The sequence below is a fragment of the Nocardia araoensis NBRC 100135 genome (genome assembly GCF_000308435.1).
GTDB classification, from domain to species: Bacteria; Actinomycetota; Actinomycetes; order Mycobacteriales; family Mycobacteriaceae; genus Nocardia; species Nocardia araoensis.
In genome coordinates, this window is the sequence record NZ_BAFR01000124.1 from 26,769 (window position 1) to 42,621 (window position 15,853).

The 15,853-nt window shown below is 69.5% G+C and carries 15 protein-coding genes and 1 pseudogene; 4 read left to right on the plus strand and 12 right to left on the minus strand.

All coding sequences use genetic code 11. The annotated features are described in order from the left end of the window. Positions 1-40 precede the first annotated feature (40 nt). The 3 genes from uvrC to ON21_RS16210 all read right to left on the minus strand — a co-directional run bounded on the left by uvrC (position 41) and on the right by ON21_RS16210 (position 3,351). Complete coding sequence (gene uvrC, locus ON21_RS16200; protein WP_039798868.1) at positions 41-2,050, minus strand: excinuclease ABC subunit UvrC; 2,010 nt, start codon at positions 2,048-2,050, stop codon at positions 41-43. 57 nt (positions 2,051-2,107) lie between these two features. Continuing rightward, positions 2,108-2,533, minus strand: a complete 426-nt coding sequence (locus ON21_RS16205) for a hypothetical protein (RefSeq protein ID WP_039798869.1) — start codon at positions 2,531-2,533, stop codon at positions 2,108-2,110. A 128-nt stretch (positions 2,534-2,661) separates the two neighbouring features. After that, positions 2,662-3,351, minus strand: a complete 690-nt coding sequence (locus ON21_RS16210; protein WP_039798870.1) for an HAD family hydrolase — start codon at positions 3,349-3,351, stop codon at positions 2,662-2,664. A 152-nt stretch (positions 3,352-3,503) separates the two neighbouring features. Here ON21_RS16210 and ON21_RS16215 point away from each other — a divergent pair, with 152 nt between their 5' ends. After that, on the plus strand, positions 3,504-5,456 hold the full coding sequence (locus tag ON21_RS16215; protein ID WP_039798871.1) for a gamma-glutamyltransferase family protein: 1,953 nt from the start codon (positions 3,504-3,506) through the stop codon (positions 5,454-5,456). A gap of 85 nt (positions 5,457-5,541) precedes the next feature. On the opposite strand, the gene ON21_RS16220 is transcribed toward ON21_RS16215, so the two are convergent. The 5 genes from ON21_RS16220 to ON21_RS16240 form a co-directional block, all read right to left on the minus strand. Further along, positions 5,542-6,081 carry a GNAT family N-acetyltransferase gene (locus ON21_RS16220; protein WP_039798872.1) on the minus strand — a complete coding sequence of 180 codons (540 nt, stop codon included), beginning with the start codon at positions 6,079-6,081 and terminating at the stop codon, positions 5,542-5,544. Positions 6,082-6,145: 64 nt separating this feature from the next. Next, positions 6,146-6,637, minus strand: coding sequence for a PH domain-containing protein (locus tag ON21_RS16225; protein WP_051020859.1), 492 nt, complete (start codon positions 6,635-6,637; stop codon positions 6,146-6,148). 2 nt (positions 6,638-6,639) lie between these two features. After that, positions 6,640-7,119: a 6,7-dimethyl-8-ribityllumazine synthase gene (gene ribH / locus ON21_RS16230; RefSeq protein WP_039798873.1), complete on the minus strand. Its 480-nt coding sequence runs from the start codon at positions 7,117-7,119 to the stop codon at positions 6,640-6,642. A gap of 31 nt (positions 7,120-7,150) precedes the next feature. Beyond that, positions 7,151-8,395 carry a bifunctional 3,4-dihydroxy-2-butanone-4-phosphate synthase/GTP cyclohydrolase II gene (locus tag ON21_RS16235; protein ID WP_039798874.1) on the minus strand — a complete coding sequence of 415 codons (1,245 nt, stop codon included), beginning with the start codon at positions 8,393-8,395 and terminating at the stop codon, positions 7,151-7,153. Between the two features lie 279 nt (positions 8,396-8,674). Then, positions 8,675-9,298, minus strand: a complete 624-nt coding sequence (locus tag ON21_RS16240; RefSeq protein WP_039798875.1) for a riboflavin synthase — start codon at positions 9,296-9,298, stop codon at positions 8,675-8,677. A 636-nt stretch (positions 9,299-9,934) separates the two neighbouring features. On the opposite strand from ON21_RS16240, the gene ON21_RS16245 reads away from it, so the two are divergent. Next, on the plus strand, positions 9,935-10,330 hold the full coding sequence (locus tag ON21_RS16245; RefSeq protein WP_245562622.1) for a hypothetical protein: 396 nt from the start codon (positions 9,935-9,937) through the stop codon (positions 10,328-10,330). Between the two features lie 6 nt (positions 10,331-10,336). Here the strand turns inward: ON21_RS16245 and rpe are convergent, their stop codons facing one another. Then, positions 10,337-10,993 (minus strand): ribulose-phosphate 3-epimerase, encoded by a 657-nt coding sequence (rpe, locus tag ON21_RS16250; RefSeq protein ID WP_039798977.1) that lies wholly within the window; start codon positions 10,991-10,993, stop codon positions 10,337-10,339. 96 nt (positions 10,994-11,089) lie between these two features. Here rpe and ON21_RS16255 point away from each other — a divergent pair, with 96 nt between their 5' ends. Together ON21_RS16255 and ON21_RS16260 are read left to right on the plus strand one after the other, a co-directional pair. Continuing rightward, positions 11,090-11,512: an ATP-binding protein gene (locus tag ON21_RS16255; RefSeq protein ID WP_039798878.1), complete on the plus strand. Its 423-nt coding sequence runs from the start codon at positions 11,090-11,092 to the stop codon at positions 11,510-11,512. Then, positions 11,512-12,375 carry an RNA polymerase sigma factor SigF gene (locus ON21_RS16260; RefSeq protein WP_039798879.1) on the plus strand — a complete coding sequence of 288 codons (864 nt, stop codon included), beginning with the start codon at positions 11,512-11,514 and terminating at the stop codon, positions 12,373-12,375. Before ON21_RS16255 ends, ON21_RS16260 begins: the two co-directional genes overlap by 1 nt. Before the next feature lie 6 nt (positions 12,376-12,381). Here ON21_RS16260 and ON21_RS16265 read toward each other — a convergent pair. From ON21_RS16265 to def, 3 genes and pseudogenes are all read right to left on the minus strand, one after another. After that, positions 12,382-13,713, minus strand: a pseudogene (locus ON21_RS16265) (RsmB/NOP family class I SAM-dependent RNA methyltransferase); the annotation flags it as partial. Positions 13,714-14,045: 332 nt separating this feature from the next. Next, positions 14,046-14,969, minus strand: a complete 924-nt coding sequence (fmt, locus tag ON21_RS16270; protein ID WP_039798880.1) for a methionyl-tRNA formyltransferase — start codon at positions 14,967-14,969, stop codon at positions 14,046-14,048. Beyond that, positions 14,969-15,535, minus strand: coding sequence for a peptide deformylase (def, locus tag ON21_RS16275; protein WP_039798881.1), 567 nt, complete (start codon positions 15,533-15,535; stop codon positions 14,969-14,971). The genes fmt and def overlap by 1 nt, the downstream gene beginning before the upstream one ends. Positions 15,536-15,853: the final 318 nt, after the last annotated feature.

Sequence of the window (15,853 nt, forward strand, 5' to 3'; positions counted from 1 at the left end):
ACGTACGCGAAACCGAAACTTCCGGTGCACTGTCGACTGACTATTCGGACTCGAGCGCCGCAAGGACCGCTTTCGCGGTCGCCAAACCGATGCCGGGCACCTCGGTGATCTCCTCCACAGTGGCCTGCTTCAGTTTGGCCACCGATCCGAAATGGGTGACCAGCGCGGTCCGGCGCGCCGTGCCGAGCCCCGGTACCGAGTCCAGGGCCGAGGCGGTCATCCGGCGGGAGCGTTTGCTGCGATGGAACGTGATGGCGAAGCGGTGCGCCTCGTCGCGGACCCGTTGCAGCAGATACAGCGCCTCGCTGGTGCGCGGCAGGATCACCGGGTCGCTCTCGCCGGGCACCCACACCTCCTCGAGCCGTTTGGCCAGGCCGATCACCGCGACATCGGTGATGCCCAGCTCGTCGAGCACCTCCGCGGCCGCGGCGACCTGGGGTGCGCCGCCGTCGACGACGAACAGGTTGGGCGGATAGGAGAACTTGCGCGGGCGTCCGGTACGGGGATCGATGCCGGGACGGGAGGTGAGGTCGAGCGCGTCGTCGTCGCTTCCGGTCGCGGCGAGGTCCTCGTGCTCCATCATGTCGCGCTCGCGGCGCAGCTTGAGGAACCGGCGGCGAGTCACCTCGGCGATGCTGCCGACGTCGTCGGAGCGGCCTTCGCCCGCCGCTTCCCGGATCGTGTAGTGGCGGTACTCGGACTTGCGGGCCAGGCCGTCCTCGAAGACGACGAGCGAGGCGACCACATCGGTCCCCTGCACGTGGCTGACGTCGACGCACTCGATGCGCAGCGGCGCGGTGTCCAGTTCCAGGGCGTCCTGGATCTCTTGCAGCGCTTGCGATCTCGAGGTCAGATCGCCCGCACGCTTGAGCTTGTGCTGGGCCAGCGCCTCCATCGCGTTGCGCTGCACGGTCTCGGCGAGCGCCTTCTTGTCCCCGCGCTGGGGCACCCGCAGCTTCACCGCCGAGCCGCGCAGGTCCGACAGCCACTGCTGCAGCTGCTCCACGTCGACGGGCAGTTCGGGCACGAGCACCTCGCGCGGCACCACGGCGGCGGGCTGCTCGTCGGCGGCCTGCTCGACCACCGCGACCTGCTCGCCGTAGAACTGGGTGAGGAACTGCTCGACCAGCGCGGCGAGCTCACCGCCCGCCTCAGGGACGTCGACGGCGTCGCCCGACTTGTCGACGACCCAGCCGCGCTGGCCGCGCACCCGGCCGTCGCGCACGTGGAAGACCTGCACCGCCACTTCCAGCTCGTCGGTGGCGAAGGCGATGACGTCGGCGTCGGTGCCCGTGCCGAGCACCACCGCCTGCTTCTCCAACGCCCGGCGCAGCGCCTGGACGTCGTCACGCAACCGGGCGGCGGTCTCGAAGTCCAGGTCTTCGGCGGCCTCGTGCATGCGGCGCTCCAGCTCCCGGACCAACCGATCGGTGCGGCCTGCGAGGAAGTCGCAGAAGTCGTCGACGATGGTGCGGTGCTCCTCGGCGCTCACCCGCCCGACGCACGGGGCCGAGCATTTGTCGATGTAGCCGAGCAGGCAGGGACGCCCGATCTGACTATGCCGCCGGAAGACTCCGTTGGAGCAAGTGCGCGCGGGGAACACCCGCAGCAGCAGATCGAGCGTCTCGCGGATGGCCCACGCGTGCGCGAAGGGGCCGAAATAGCGGACGCCTTTGCGGCGCGCGCCGCGGTAGACGAACAGTCGCGGGTATTCCTCGTTCAGGGTGACGGCGAGCACCGGGTAGGACTTGTCGTCGCGGTAGCGGACGTTGAAGCGCGGATCGAACTCCTTGATCCAGTTGTATTCCAGCTGCAGCGCCTCCACCTCGGTGGAGACGACCGTCCACTCGACGCTCGCGGCCGTGGTGACCATCTGCCTGGTACGTGGATGCAGCCCGGCGACGTCGGCGAAATACGAGTTCAGCCTGCTGCGCAGGCTCTTGGCCTTGCCGACGTAGATGACCTGCCGATGGGCGTCCCGGAATTTGTAGACACCGGGTTCGACGGGGATCGTGCCCGGCGCGGGCCGGTACGTCGCTGGATCTGCCACCCATCCAGGGTATAGACCGGGACCGACAGCCCGGCCGACGGCGGCTCTCGGCGGCGATCAGGGCACGGGGACGCCGAACCACGCCTTGGCTTCCGGGCGGCACAGCAGGTGCACGACGGCGACCGACGTGGCGAGCGAGTACCCCGCGGCGACGAGTCCGACAACGGGCGGGACGGTCGCGAGGTCCCTGATCGCCCAGCACCCGACGACCGCCTGCAGGAGCGCCAACGCGATCGTCAGCCTGCGCACTGTGGGCGCGCCCTCGGCGAATCCGAGCACGAGCAGACCCAGCGCCCACGCGACGCAGAACTGGGTGGACGCCGTGGCGGCCGCGTCGCCGCCACGCGTCAGATTCATCAGCACGGGATAGGCGAGACCGAATCCCGCCATCCCGGCGACGGCTTCCCGCACGTCCCGAACCGCCTCCGGCATGGCCGTTTCCACGCCGACGGAGGGCTCCTCACCGGAGAACGCCAAGCTCACAGCCGTACCCCCGTTGGTACCGAACCTTCCGGCGCATCTGCGAACACGCCGGAATCGCACGGTAACACGGTGACCTGGCGCCCAACTCGGACTTCGGCAAATGAGCAGGCGCGGATCGACCGGCCGGGCTACTCCACGAGACCGTGCCGCCGCAGCGCGGCCAGCAGCGCGTCCGGACGCTCGGCGGTGGGCAGGGCCTCGACCAGAGCGAAGCGGCTGCCCAGCGCCTCGGCGCCGCCGTCGGCCTCGGCGCTGTCGCCGATCATCAGGGCGGCCTCGGCGGGCACACCCAATTCCCCCAGGGCGGAACGGAAGATCTCCGGATCCGGCTTCATGGCGCCGACCTCGTAGGAGAGGGTGAACGCGCCGACCAGCCGATCCCACCCGCGCGCCGCGAACGACGGACGGATGTCGAACGGGATGTTGCTCACCACCGCGACCGGAACTCCCTGTGCCGCCAGCAGATCGAGGACGGCCGCGCTGTCGGGGTACGGCGTCCACTCCAGCGGGTCCAGCAGCCGGGAATACAGTCGTTCGGCGTCCTCGTCGGTGGGCACTCCCGACGCGCGCAGCACTTTCATCATCACCTTGCGATGCAGTGCGGGGTCCAGGTCGCGATGGTCCCAGGCGTACTGCGTCTCGTCGTCGAATTCGACGACGTGGTGGACCGGCGCCGTCATCCGCCGCATGATCTCGGCCTTCTCGTCCACGTCGAACGCCTGCCCATCCGGCCGGGTCAGGTCCGCGTACCAGGATTCGTCGGCCTCCAGGCGGAACAAGGTCCCGGAGAAGTCGAACAGCACCGCCTCGATCGCCACGCGGCCAGCCTACCGGCCGAGCGTGGCGCACCGCCGGGTCCCACGGTGACCATCCATACCGTCTCGACCTCGACACACGCTGCCGCCAGGGCGATTTCGCCGGTGGGAAGGAAACCGGCGCGGCTGTCGGCACCGGGGGTTAGAGTCCCGGCATGGGGCGCAAGCGAGGAACTTGGGTCGCCGCAGCGGCGGCGTTCGCACTAACCGTCGGGATGGCCACCGCCTGTTCGTCCGGCGAAAGCCAGGCAGGAGGTGTCTGCGAGACGGTGCCGAACGGCACACCGGTGACGGCCACCGCGGCCGGGTCCGCGGGCAGCGGCACCAAGGATCTCAGCACCAACCCGGAAATAGCGAGCGGCTATCGCGCGAACATGACGCCGGTGCGCACGCATACCTTCGCGGTGTCCACGGCGAATCCGGTGTCGACCAAAGCCGCGTGTGAGGTACTCCGTGACGGCGGCACCGCGGCGGACGCGCTGATCGCGGCACAGACGGTGCTCGGCCTGGTCGAGCCGCAGGCCTCCGGTATCGGCGGTGGGGCGTTCCTGGTCTACTACGACGCGAACACCAAGAGCGTGGACGCATACGACGGCCGCGAGGTGGCTCCCGCAGCCGCTACGGAGAACTATCTGCGCTGGATCAGCGATACCGATCGCACCGAGCCCAAACCGAACGCGCGGGCCAGCGGCCGCTCCATCGGCGTCCCCGGCGTGCTGCGGATGCTCGAACTGGCGCACCACGATCACGGCAAGACCGCCTGGCGCGAGCTGTTCGACCCCGCCATCGCACTGGCCGATCAAGGCTTCCCGATCAGTCCCCGCCTCGCGGGACAGATCGCGGAGTCGGCCAAGGACCTCGCCGCGGACGAGGACGCCAAAGCGTATTTCCTCAACCCGGACGGCAGCCCGAAGACCGCCGACACCGTCCTGACCAATCCCGCCATGGCCAAGACGCTCGGCGCCGTCGCCACAGAGGGCGCGCAGGCCTTCTACACGGGTGCCATCGCCCAGGACATCGCCGCGGCGGCGGGCCGGTCCTCCGGCGGACGCACTCCCGGCCTGATCACCACCCAGGACCTGGCCGGTTACCAGGCGAAGAAGCGCACCGCGCTGTGCACGGGATATCGCGAGCACGAACTCTGCGGCATGCCGAGTCCCTCCTCCGGCGGTATCACCGTCGCCGCGACCTTGGGCATGCTGGAGAACTTCGACCTGGCCGCCCTGCGGCCGGACAACATCGACCGCAACGGCGGCAAGCCCAACGCCCAGGCCGTGCACCTGATCTCGGAGGCCGAACGCCTCGCCTACGCCGATCGCAACAAGTACGTGGCCGACACGGATTTCGTTCCACTGCCGGGCAATTCGGCGCAAACCCTGCTGAATCGTGATTATCTGCGGCAGCGTGCCGGGCTGATCGATCCGAACCACAGCATGGGCACCGCGCAGCCGGGCGACTTCGGCCCCGTGCCGCTCGGCGCGGGCCCGCAACCGCCCGAGCACGGCACCAGCCACATCTCGGTGGTCGACAAGTACGGCAACGCCGCGGCGATGACCACCACCGTGGAGTCGGCGTTCGGTTCCTTCCACCTGGTCGACGGCTTCGTGCTGAACAACCAGCTCACCGACTTCAACGCCGATCCGCTGGGGGCCGACGGCGTGCCGATGGCCAACCGGGTGCAGCCGGGCAAGCGCCCGCGCAGTTCCATGAGCCCGACGCTGATCTTCGACAAGGCGCCCGACGGCTCGCGCGGCGAACTGACGCATGTCGCGGGCTCGCCCGGCGGTTCGGTGATCATCCAGTTCGTGGTGAAGACGCTGGTCAACATGTTCGACTGGGGCCTGGATCCGCAACAGGCGGTCTCCGCGGTCGCGTTCGGCGCCGGGAACAGTCCGTCCACCGGGATCGGCGGCGAGCATCCGGCGATCGACGCCACCGACAACGGCGACCACGACCCGCTGGTGCTGCGGCTTCGGCAGCTGGGCCATCAGGTCTCGGTGGCGCCCCAGTCCAGCGGACTCAGCGCCCTGAAACGCAACGGCGCCGACGGCTGGATCGGCGGCGCGGATCCGCGCCGGGAAGGCGCGGTCCTCGGCGATACGCACTGATCGAACCAGCGAACTGGTCGTAGTCGCTGACTGCTATCCCGCTGTGGCACGCCGAGCAATCGGCGTGCCCACGGCAGGCACGCGGCTATCTACTCCGGGTCATCGGATACACCACCGGGCCCCGGCCGATCGGCAGCTCACCGCGCGGCTCGAACCCGAATCGCTCGTAGAAGGGCACGGTGCCGCTGGTGTTGGAGATGAGGAAGCAGTCCTGCTCGGCCGACGCCAATCGCCGCTCGAGCAGCGAGGTCGCCAGCCCACGGCCCTGCGCGCCGGGCAGCGTCCCGATGGCGGCCAGGTACAGATGCGGCGTCGCCGGTCGGGCTTGCTCCATCCGCCGCCCGGCGGCCAGTGCCCGTGCCGCGCGCGGCCCCAAGGCGCGCAGCAAGGTCAACGGCTTCGCCGTCGGCGACACCACGTGCGCCGGTTCCCACAGCGCCACACAGGCGAGGTTGCCCTCGGCGTCGTGCCCGAGGTCGACCAGACCGTTCTTCCGGCGCGACGCGATGCGCGAATCCCAGAACAGGGGCAATGCCGCGCGCCGCCGATGCTCCCCCGGCCAGAAGTAGGTCATCAGTGGGTCGTCGGCGAAAGCCGCCGCGAGGACGGACGCACCTGGCTCCATGGCGGCGAGGCTAGACCAGCATGCGCACCCGCGCGAGCCGATAGCGGTCGCACACCGCGGCCGCTCACTGCCTCCCGGAGTACTTCGCGCCGAGTTCACGCAGGCGAGCCATCGCCTGGGCCGCATGTTCCTTGTCGTTCGAGCGGATCGCCAGCAGCGGCACGTAGTCGTCGTCGACCAACTCCAAGCGAGCCCAGGACTTCCGGTCCGGGAACGACACGCCTCGGATGTAGTCCCAGGGGAAATCGTTGTCGCCCAGGATGTTCCGCACGGACACACCCCGCGCGCCGGCCCGCACCCTCGGCCTGGTCAGCAGCAGCACGGCCGCGGCGCCGAGCAGACCTATCCCGATCATCGCGATCTGATCGGCCACCCGGAAGTTGACACCGGTCGACCCGCTGCGCAGCCAGATACCGCCCACGATGAACGCGGCCGCCACCAGCACCGCCGCGATCCAGGCCGTCCGCACCGCGCGCCGCGGCCGCACCTCGAAGTCCCACTCCGACGTATCGTCGGCCGGGCCCACGTTCCTCCGGAAGATACGGACGACCGGCATCGCTACGCGGACTGTCGCAGGGCGCGCAGCGTCAGCGCGGCGTCCAGCGCCGCGGCGGCCGCCTGCTCGCCCTTGTTCTCATGGGAATCCGGCAGCCCGGCCCGATCCAGAGCCTGCCGCTCGTTGTTGGTGGTGAGCACCCCGTTCGCGACCGGCGTGCCCTCGTCCAGCGAAACCCGGGTGAGCCCCGCGGTCACCGCGTCGCAGACGTACTCGAAGTGCGGCGTGTCACCACGGATCACCACACCGAGCGCCACCACCGCGTCGTGCGACTTGGCCAGCTCCTGGGCCACCACCGGCAGCTCCATCGCGCCCGCGCACCGCACCACCGTGATCTGCTGGACGCCGGCGTCCTTGGCCACCCGCTCGGCGTTCGCCAGCAGGGTGTCGCAGATCTGGGTGTGCCAGCGCGAGGCGACGATGCCCAAGGAGAGGTCCTTGGCGTCCGCCAGCGCGAAAGTCGGTACCCCGGTACCGCTCATCGATGTCCGCCTTTCGGAGTCTGTTCGCAGTTCAGTGCGCGGTCTCGCCGAGATCCAGCTCGTCGAGTCCGATCAGGTCGTGGCCCATCCGGTCCCGCTTGGTGCGCAGGTAGCGCAGGTTCTCCGCGTTCGCGCGCAACGGCATCGGCACGCGCTCGGTGATCCGCAGGCCGTAGCCGTCCAAGCCGACCCGCTTGGCCGGATTGTTGGTGAGCAATCGCATCGACCGGATGCCCAGATCCACCAGGATCTGCGCGCCGGTGCCGTAATCGCGGGCATCCGCGGGCAGGCCGAGTTCCAGATTCGCGTCGACCGTGTCGTGGCCGGAATCCTGCAACTGGTAGGCCTGCAACTTGTGCATCAGGCCGATGCCGCGGCCCTCGTGACCGCGCATGTACAGCACCACGCCGCGCCCTTCGGCCGCGACCATCTCCAACGCGGCATCCAGCTGCGGACCGCAATCGCAGCGCAACGACCCGAACACGTCACCGGTCAGGCACTCCGAGTGCACACGGACCAGGATGTCGTCACCGTCGCTGATGTCGCCGCGCACCAAGGCGACGTGCTCGACCTCGTCGTAGATGCTCTGGTAGCCGACGGCCATGAACTCGCCGTGCGCGGTGGGAATGCGCGCCTCGGCCACGCGCACCACGTGCTTCTCGTGCCTACGCCGCCACGCGATCATGTCCGCGATCGAGATCAGCGCGAGCTCGTGCTCGTCGGCGAAAACGCGCAGCTCCTCGGTGCGGGCCATGTGGCCCTCGTCCTTCTGGCTGACGATCTCGCAGATCACGCCCGCCGGACGCAAGCCGGCCATGCGCGCCAGATCCACGGCGGCCTCGGTGTGACCGGGCCTGCGCAGCACGCCACCGTCCTTGGCGCGCAACGGCACCACGTGGCCGGGCCGGGTGAAATCGTCGGCCTTCGCGTCGGCGTCGGCCAGCAGCCGCATCGTGGTGGCGCGGTCGGCGCCGGAGATACCGGTCGTGACGCCCTCGCGCGCGTCCACCGAGACGGTGTAGGCGGTGCCGTGCTTGTCCTGGTTCATCGCGTACATCGGCGGCAGGCCGAGCCGATCACAGTCGTCGCCGGTGAGCGGCACACAGATGTAACCGGAGGTGTAGCGGATCATGAAGGCGACCAGTTCCGGGGTGGCCTTCTCCGCCGCGAAGATGAGGTCGCCCTCGTTCTCGCGGTCCTCGTCGTCGACGACGACGACCGCCTTACCGGCGGCGATATCGGCGACTGCGCGCTCGATGCTGTCGAACCTGGTCACGTCTGCTGTGCTCCATCTCGAAATAGGTGCCTCACCACAGTACTGTGTCGTTTTGCCGCGACTTCGTCGCGGCGTGTTCGCGGCGCATGCTCGGTCTCGCTTCGCTCGAAAGACGTGGTCGCGGTCGAGACGATGCTCATCGAACCCGTACGGTCGGCGATCACCGTGACTCCGCGTGAGGGTGACGGCTCGGATGACGGCGTCGCGGCAGCTCTATTACGCATGCGATCTCCGCCGCGCGGCCTCGTGGGCGGGCGGGGACGAGCGAGGCGGCCACGGTCAGCCGCGCTGCTGGAGGCGTTCGACGTACTTGGCGATCACGTCGACTTCCAGGTTGACGGTGGTGCCGACGGTGGCGAAGCCGAGGTTGGTCAGGGAGAGGGTGGTGGGGATGAGGGAGACCTCGAACCAGTCCCGGCTGCCGGTTTCGGCGGGCCCGTCGGAGACGCCGAGGCCGGACACGGTGAGCGAGATGCCGTCCACCGTGATCGAACCCTTTTCCACGACGTAGCGGGCGATGTTCTCGGGCAGCGAGATCCGCACCACGTCCCAGTTGTCCGACGGGGTGCGCGAGAGCACGGTGCCGGTGCCGTCGACATGTCCTTGGACCAGGTGGCCGCCGAGTCTGCTGTTCAGCGCCGCGGCGCGCTCGAGATTCACTTTGGCGCCGACGTCCAGCTTGCCGATGCTCGAGCGGTTGAGCGTCTCCGCCATGACGTCGACGGTGAACGAGTCGCCGCCGACCACCTCCACGACGGTCAGGCACACTCCGTTCACGGCGATCGAATCACCGTGCCCGGCATCGGAGGTCACCAGCTTGCCCTTGATCGTCAGCCGCGCGGCGTCGGTCAGCTGCTCGCTGGCGACGATCTCGCCGAGCTCCTCGACGATGCCTGTGAACATGTGGTCTGACTCCTGTCGCGTCGTTGTCTTCCGGTTGCGGAACAGCCCGGGACCCGGCCGCTATTCCCGCACTCCTCAGCCTAGTGACGCGGGGTCGCGGTAGACAGCCGCGTTCCGGCCTGCCGAGGGCGGACGGGGCTCAGCCCCGGAACAGACCGCGTGGCGGGCCGAGGCGGGCGGAACCGGCCGGTCCCATCGGAAATGGAACGGAATATGTCCACACCCGCCGCGATCACCCCGGCGGACGGGGTAGCGAAAATCATTCGTAGGCATTCGGCGTACCGCACGAATTAATTTACCCCGCGGGGAGGTTGCCGATTCATGCTCGATACCCGAACGAAACACGGTTATAACGCAGATTCCGCGCTCGGACGACACCGGAGGCGATATCGTTACGCGGCCGACTTCCCACGTTCAACTTTCCCGACCATGCAGTCCGATGAGGCGTTCTACCAGGGAACATTTCGGGCGAACGGGAAGCCTGCCGCACGATGTTCACTCCTCGAGAAAGCCGGAGGACACAGTGGAAGAAATTGGGTTGTACACAGCTGGGGGCGCAGTGTGACCACATTTCTCGATTCGACGCCGGAAGTTCGCTGCTCACGGTATCGGCGCGAATTCCAGCTGCCAGCATCGATGGATCCCGGTTCGCACCGCATTCTCCTGCACATCGGCGTCGACTACGGCGCCGTCACCATGCCCGCCGAACTCGGCGAGCAGGTGCTGCGACAACTCGTCCAGGACGGAATCGCCGGGCCCGTCGTCGACCATCCGCGAGCCAGGCACTGGACCTTCCTCACCGGGCCCGCCGGGCCGGACGCGGTCAGCCCGGCGGTCTCGGCCGAATTGTTCCGCCTCTACGCGGCGGTGGCCTGCACGGGCAGCCAAGTGGTGCTGCCTTCACCGGACGACGAGCGCACCGGGTATCGCGTGTGGATCCGGTCACCCGAGGCCGGTGCCCGCCGCCCGTCGATCAGCGCGGTGATCGAGACGATCCGCGCGGTCGCCGGGCGCGCGACGCGGGCCCACTAGCCCCGTTCAGTGGGACCAGGCCGATGCCGCCTGGTTGCGCAGCTTCTCCACGGTGGCCGCGGGGTCGGCGGTGCTGTAGACCGCGGAGCCTGCGACGAAGCAGTCCACACCCGCCTCCGCGGCCGCCTCGATGGTGTCGGCGTTGATACCGCCGTCGATCTCGACCAGCAGCCGCAGCTCACCGGCATCGACCAGGTTCCGCACGATGCGCGCCTTCTGCAGCACGTCCGGGATGAAGGACTGCCCGCCGAAGCCGGGTTCCACGCTCATCACCAGCAGCGTGTCGAATTCGCGCAGGATCTCCAGGTACGGCTCGATCGGTGTGCCCGGCTTCACCGAGAGACCCGCCTTGGCGCCCGCGGCGCGGATGTCGCGGGCCACCGCGATCGGGTCGTCGGTCGCCTCCGCGTGGAAGGTCACGTTGTGCGCGCCCGCCTCGGCGTACGGTGGCGCCCAGCGGCCCGGATCCTCGATCATCAGGTGGCAGTCCAGGGGGATCTCGGTCGCCTTCAGCAGGCTCTCCACCACCGGGAGGCCGAGCGTGAGATTCGGCACGAAGTGCGCGTCCATCACATCCACGTGCAGCCAGTCGGCGCCTGCGACGGCCCGCGCTTCGTCCGCGAGGTGCGCGAAGTCTGCGGACAGGATGGAGGGGGCGATCATCGGAACGGCCGGACGCGGGTGAATCGGGTTGGACACAACGCCGGAGTCTAACGGTACCCAGGGTTGCCCAGCGCGGGAGTGGGTAGCCTGCATAGGGTGATCAATATTTCGGCGGAACAGGGGCTCTACAGCACCCCGGTGGAGATTCGGGTGGCGGCGTCGGTGACACAACTGCCCATCGTGCGTGGGCTCGCCGAAACACTCGTCCTACTCAGCGATTTCACGCTGGACGAGGTGGCCGACATCCGGCTGGCCGTCGACGAGGTCTGCTCGACCCTGATCGCGGTCGCCGCCCCGGAAACGAGCCTGAACTGCCGTTTCACCGTCGGCGACACCGAGTTGCTGGTCCGGGTCGACGGGCTGGCGGAAAAGCCGGGACTGCCCGATCAGCGCAGCTTCGGCTGGCATGTGCTGCGCACCCTCACCGACGCGGTGGAGGCGACCCAGGATTCGTTCGACGCGACGGTCTCCGGATATCCGACGACGGTCGAGTTCCGTCGGGTCCGGGGGAAGGCGTAGTGGCGGACGAAGACACCGTGTACGACTCCCAGCGCGACGACGACGCCGACACGCTGACCACAGAGGACGAGGTCGATGCCGAGGAGACCCTGGACGCGGCGGGCGCGGTTCCCGGCTACGACGACGTCGGATTGCTCTTCGAGCAGCTATCGGCCAGCGAAGCCGGAACGGCGCGGCACAGCGCGCTACGCGCGGAACTGATCAGTCGCTGCATTCCACTCGCCGACCACATCGCCCGCAAGTTCAGCGGGCGCGGTGAACCGTTCGACGACCTGACCCAGGTGGCACGGGTCGGGTTGGTGCACGCGGTGGATCGATTCGACGTCGAGCGCGGCTCCAACTTCCTGTCTTTCGCGGTGCCCACCATCATGGGCGAGGTCCGCCGGTATTTCCGCGACAACACCTGGGCGATGCGAGTGCCACGGCGCGTCAAGGAGACTCACCTACGCATCGGCGCGGCGATCGACAGTCTCTCCCAGTCCCTCGGCCGCTCTCCGACGGCGAAGGAGATCGCCGCCGAGCTGGATGTCGACCCGGACGAGGTGACCCAGGCGGTCATCGCGGGCAACGCCTACCAGCCGAGCTCGATCGACGCGGCCACGCTCGGCCGCGACACCGACGCGTCGCTCCTGGACACTCTCGGCGAGGAGGAGTCCCAGTTCGACCGGGTCGAGGAGTACGTCGCGATCCGTCCGCTGCTGGCCGGGCTGCCGGAACGGGAACGGCGCATCCTCACCATGCGATTCTTCGAATCGATGACCCAGACCCAGATCGCGCAGCAGATGGGCATCTCCCAGATGCACGTCTCCCGCATCCTGGCCAAAACCCTCGCCCGCTTGCGGGAGCAATCCAGCCGGGAATGACCGCGGTCAGCGGGGCTTGCGCAACGCGGCCAGGAACATGGCGTCGGTACCGTGCCGGTGTGGCCACAGTTGTGCCCCCGGCCCGTCGCCGACATCGGTGACACCGGGTAGCAGCTCGCGCGTGTCGAGCTGCTCGGCGCCGAGGCGGCGCACGGCATCGGCGACGATGGACACCGTCTCCGGCAGATGCGGGGAGCAGGTCGAGTACACCACCACCCCGCCTGGGCGCAGCAGATCGTATGCGGCGCTGAGCAATTCGCGCTGTAACACCACGAGTTCGCGGACATCCGCCGGCGTGCGCCGCCACCGCGCCTCGGGCCTGCGGCGCAGCGCCCCGAGGCCCGTGCACGGGGCGTCGACGAGGATGCGGTCGTAGCCCGGGGCCAGCCCACTGGCGCGGCCGTCGGCGACGTGCACGTCCACCGGCAGGTCGTGCACGGCCTTGCGCACCAGTTCGGCGCGATGCGCGGCGGGCTCGACGGCGTCCACCCGGAAACCGTCGATCGCGGCGATCGCGCCCAGCAGCGCGGCCTTGCCGCCCGGTCCGGCGCACAGGTCCAGCCAGCGCCCGGTGTCGGGGCCGTCGAGCGCGGCCCTGGTCAGCGCCAGCGCCACCAACTGACTGCCTTCGTCCTGCACCGCGGCCATGCGCTCGCGGACCGGCTCCAGCTTGCCCGGATCACCGCCTTCGAGATAGACCGCGTACGGCGACCAGCGGCCCTCCTCGCCACCGGTGACCAGCGCGAGTTCCTCCGCCGTGATATCGCCGGGGCGGGCCACCAAGTGCACCAGCGGGCGGGCGTCGTCGGCGGCGAGCACGTCGCGCAGTTCCGCCGCTCGCGCGCCGAGCGCGTCGGCGAAGGCCTGCGCGATCCAGGCCGGATGGGCGTACTCGAAGGCCAACCGGCCGACGGGATCGGCGGGCGCGAGCGCGTCGACCCACTGCTCGGGCGTCTTCTCGCCCGCACGCCGGAGCACAGCATTGACGAAACCGGCTTTGCCCGCGCCGAATTCGGCGCGTGTCAGTGCGACGGAGGTGTCGACGGCCGCGTGTGCGCCGATCCGGGTGCGCAGCAATTGGTAGACGCCGAGCCGGAGCACGTCGAGCAGGGGTCCGTCGATCTCCTCGACCGGACGGCCGGCGCCTGCGGCGATCACCGCGTCCAGCAACCCCAGCGACCGGCACGCGCCGTAGGCGAGTTCGGTGGCCAGCGCGGCGTCTCGACCCGACAGCCCCCGTTCTCGCAGCAATCCGGGTAGGACGAGGTTGGCGTAGGCATCGCGCTCCCGGACTGCCCGCAGCACATCCCTGGCGACCGATCGCGGCGGATCGGCATCGCCACGGTGTGATCGTCCAGCGGATTTGGCTCCTTGACGCGGCGCGGTCCGCGAACCCGCGCGCCCTCCGGTGGAACGATCCGATCGGCCCGCTGCCGAGCGTCGGCCGGTGGAGCCGCGCCGTTCTTCGTTATCACGACCGCCCGCCTCGGCTCGCCCGCCGCCGGCACGCCGTCCGGTGGCGCGTGTCCTGTCCGCACCGTCGCGATCCTGCTGCCGCCCGCCACCCTGCGCGCGCCCGCGGCCCGGCTCGCCGGAACGATTCGGCGCGGACTCTCGGTCGTCGCGCCGCCGGTCGCGTGCGTTGCCGTCACCGGGCCGATTGCCGCGCGTCATTCGACCACCGCGCCCGGCTGCAGGCGGGCGCCGCGCGCCCAGTCGAGCGCGGCCATCATGCGCTTGCCCTGCGGCTGAACCTGATCGAGCCGCACGGCAGTGGTCGCGGTGCCGACGAAGACGCCGGACTTGCGCACCTCGATCACGCTCTGCGGCAACTCCTCCTCGACCAACTCGACCGGCCCCAGCTTCAACCGGGTGCCGCCGACCTCGGTCCACGCCCCCGGCGCGGGGGTGACCGCGCGGATCCGCCTGCCGATGACCAGCGCGGGCAGATCCCAGCGCACGTGCCCGGCCTCGACGCCGACCTTGGGCGCGTACGAGACGCCGTCGGTGGACTGCGGGACCGCTTGCAAGCTCCCGTCCTCGACCCCGTCGAGCGTCGCTTCCAGCAGGCGGGAGCCGCTGTCGGCCAACCGCTGCAAAAGACTGCCCGCGGTGTCGGTGACGGCGATCTTCTCGGTCACCATGCCGAAGACCGGGCCGGTGTCCAGCCCGGCCTCGATCTGGAAGGTGGAGGCGCCGGTGATCTCGTCGCCCGCGTCGATCGCCGCCTGCACCGGCGCCGCGCCCCGCCACGCGGGCAGCAGCGAGAAATGCAGGTTGATCCAGCCGAAACGCGGGATGTCGAGCACCTGCTGGGGCAGCAGCGCGCCGTAGGCGACGACGGGACAGCAGTCCGGCGCCAACTCGGTGAGCCGCGCCACGAAATCCGGCTCCGACGGCCGCCGCGGGGTGAATACCGGGATGCCGTGTTCGTCGGCCAACCGGCCGACCGGCGATCTGGTCACCTTCCGGCCGCGCCCCGCGACCGCGTCCGGCCGCGTCACCACGGCGATCACCTCGTGACGCGCCGATTCCAGCAGACGCCGCAGCGACGGAACCGCCGGTTCCGGAGTCCCCGCGAAGACGACGCGCATCAGCGGCCCACCCCGAACGGGTTGGGCCGGCCCGCGGCGCTCATCGAGCGGGCCGGACGCACCGTCAAGCCCGCTGCGAACCAATCGGATTCGCGGATCACCCGCATCGCCTCCTTGCGCTGAGCCGGGTCGAGACGGTCGATGAACAGGACCCCGTCGAGATGATCGGTCTCGTGCTGCACGCACCGCGCCAGCAGCCCTTCGGCCTCCAAGGCGACCGGCGCCCCGTCGACGTCCACACCGGATGCCCGCACCCGCAGGGCCCGGCGCGTGTCGTAGCGCACCCCGGGAATCGACAGGCAGCCTTCCGGCCCGACCTGTTCCTCGTCGCCGACGACCTCCCACTGCGGGTTGACCAGATGCCCCGCGGCGTCGCCCGTGTCGTAGACGAATACGCGCAGGCCGACCCCGATCTGCGGCGCGGCCATCCCGACACCGCCGTCGTCGTGCATCGTCTCGGTCAGGTCGGTCACCAGCTGCCGCAGATCACGGTCGAACGCGGTGACCTCCGCGGCGCGGGCACGCAGGATGGGATCGCCGAACAGGCGAACGGGCTGGATGGTCACGGCTGGCTCCCGAAGGCGGACGAATACGGTCGCCCCATTCTAGTGAGACGACCGGAAATCCCCGATTCACCAGCCGGAAGCTGGTACAACTCCTATGCGGTCCGGGCGGGGTGTCGATCCCTCCGCCCGGCCGCCCGGAAAAGCCCTGGTCAACGGCCTGTCGGTGACACCTGACTTCCTTCTCACCTGCAGGTTCACAACGCATCGATGCATTTCAGTACCGAAGGTAACGGGATTGTGGTGACGGCGCCAACGGCCGAGGTCAGAGCAGTTTTGGTTGCTATGGCCGCAACGTCGGCGAAGGCAGCCGCCGCCAGG

Coding starts and splice junctions, on each gene's coding strand:
- ON21_RS16215 (WP_039798871.1), top strand. CDS start 3,504: ATGGGGCGCAAGCGAGGAACTTGGGTCGCCGCAGCGGCGGCGTTCGCA.
- ON21_RS16220 (WP_039798872.1), bottom strand. CDS start 6,081: ATGGAGCCAGGTGCGTCCGTCCTCGCGGCGGCTTTCGCCGACGACCCA.
- ON21_RS16225 (WP_051020859.1), bottom strand. CDS start 6,637: ATGCCGGTCGTCCGTATCTTCCGGAGGAACGTGGGCCCGGCCGACGAT.
- ribH (WP_039798873.1), bottom strand. CDS start 7,119: ATGAGCGGTACCGGGGTACCGACTTTCGCGCTGGCGGACGCCAAGGAC.
- ON21_RS16240 (WP_039798875.1), bottom strand. CDS start 9,298: ATGTTCACAGGCATCGTCGAGGAGCTCGGCGAGATCGTCGCCAGCGAG.
- ON21_RS16245 (WP_245562622.1), top strand. CDS start 9,935: ATGGATCCCGGTTCGCACCGCATTCTCCTGCACATCGGCGTCGACTAC.
- rpe (WP_039798977.1), bottom strand. CDS start 10,993: ATGATCGCCCCCTCCATCCTGTCCGCAGACTTCGCGCACCTCGCGGAC.
- fmt (WP_039798880.1), bottom strand. CDS start 14,969: ATGCGCGTCGTCTTCGCGGGGACTCCGGAACCGGCGGTTCCGTCGCTG.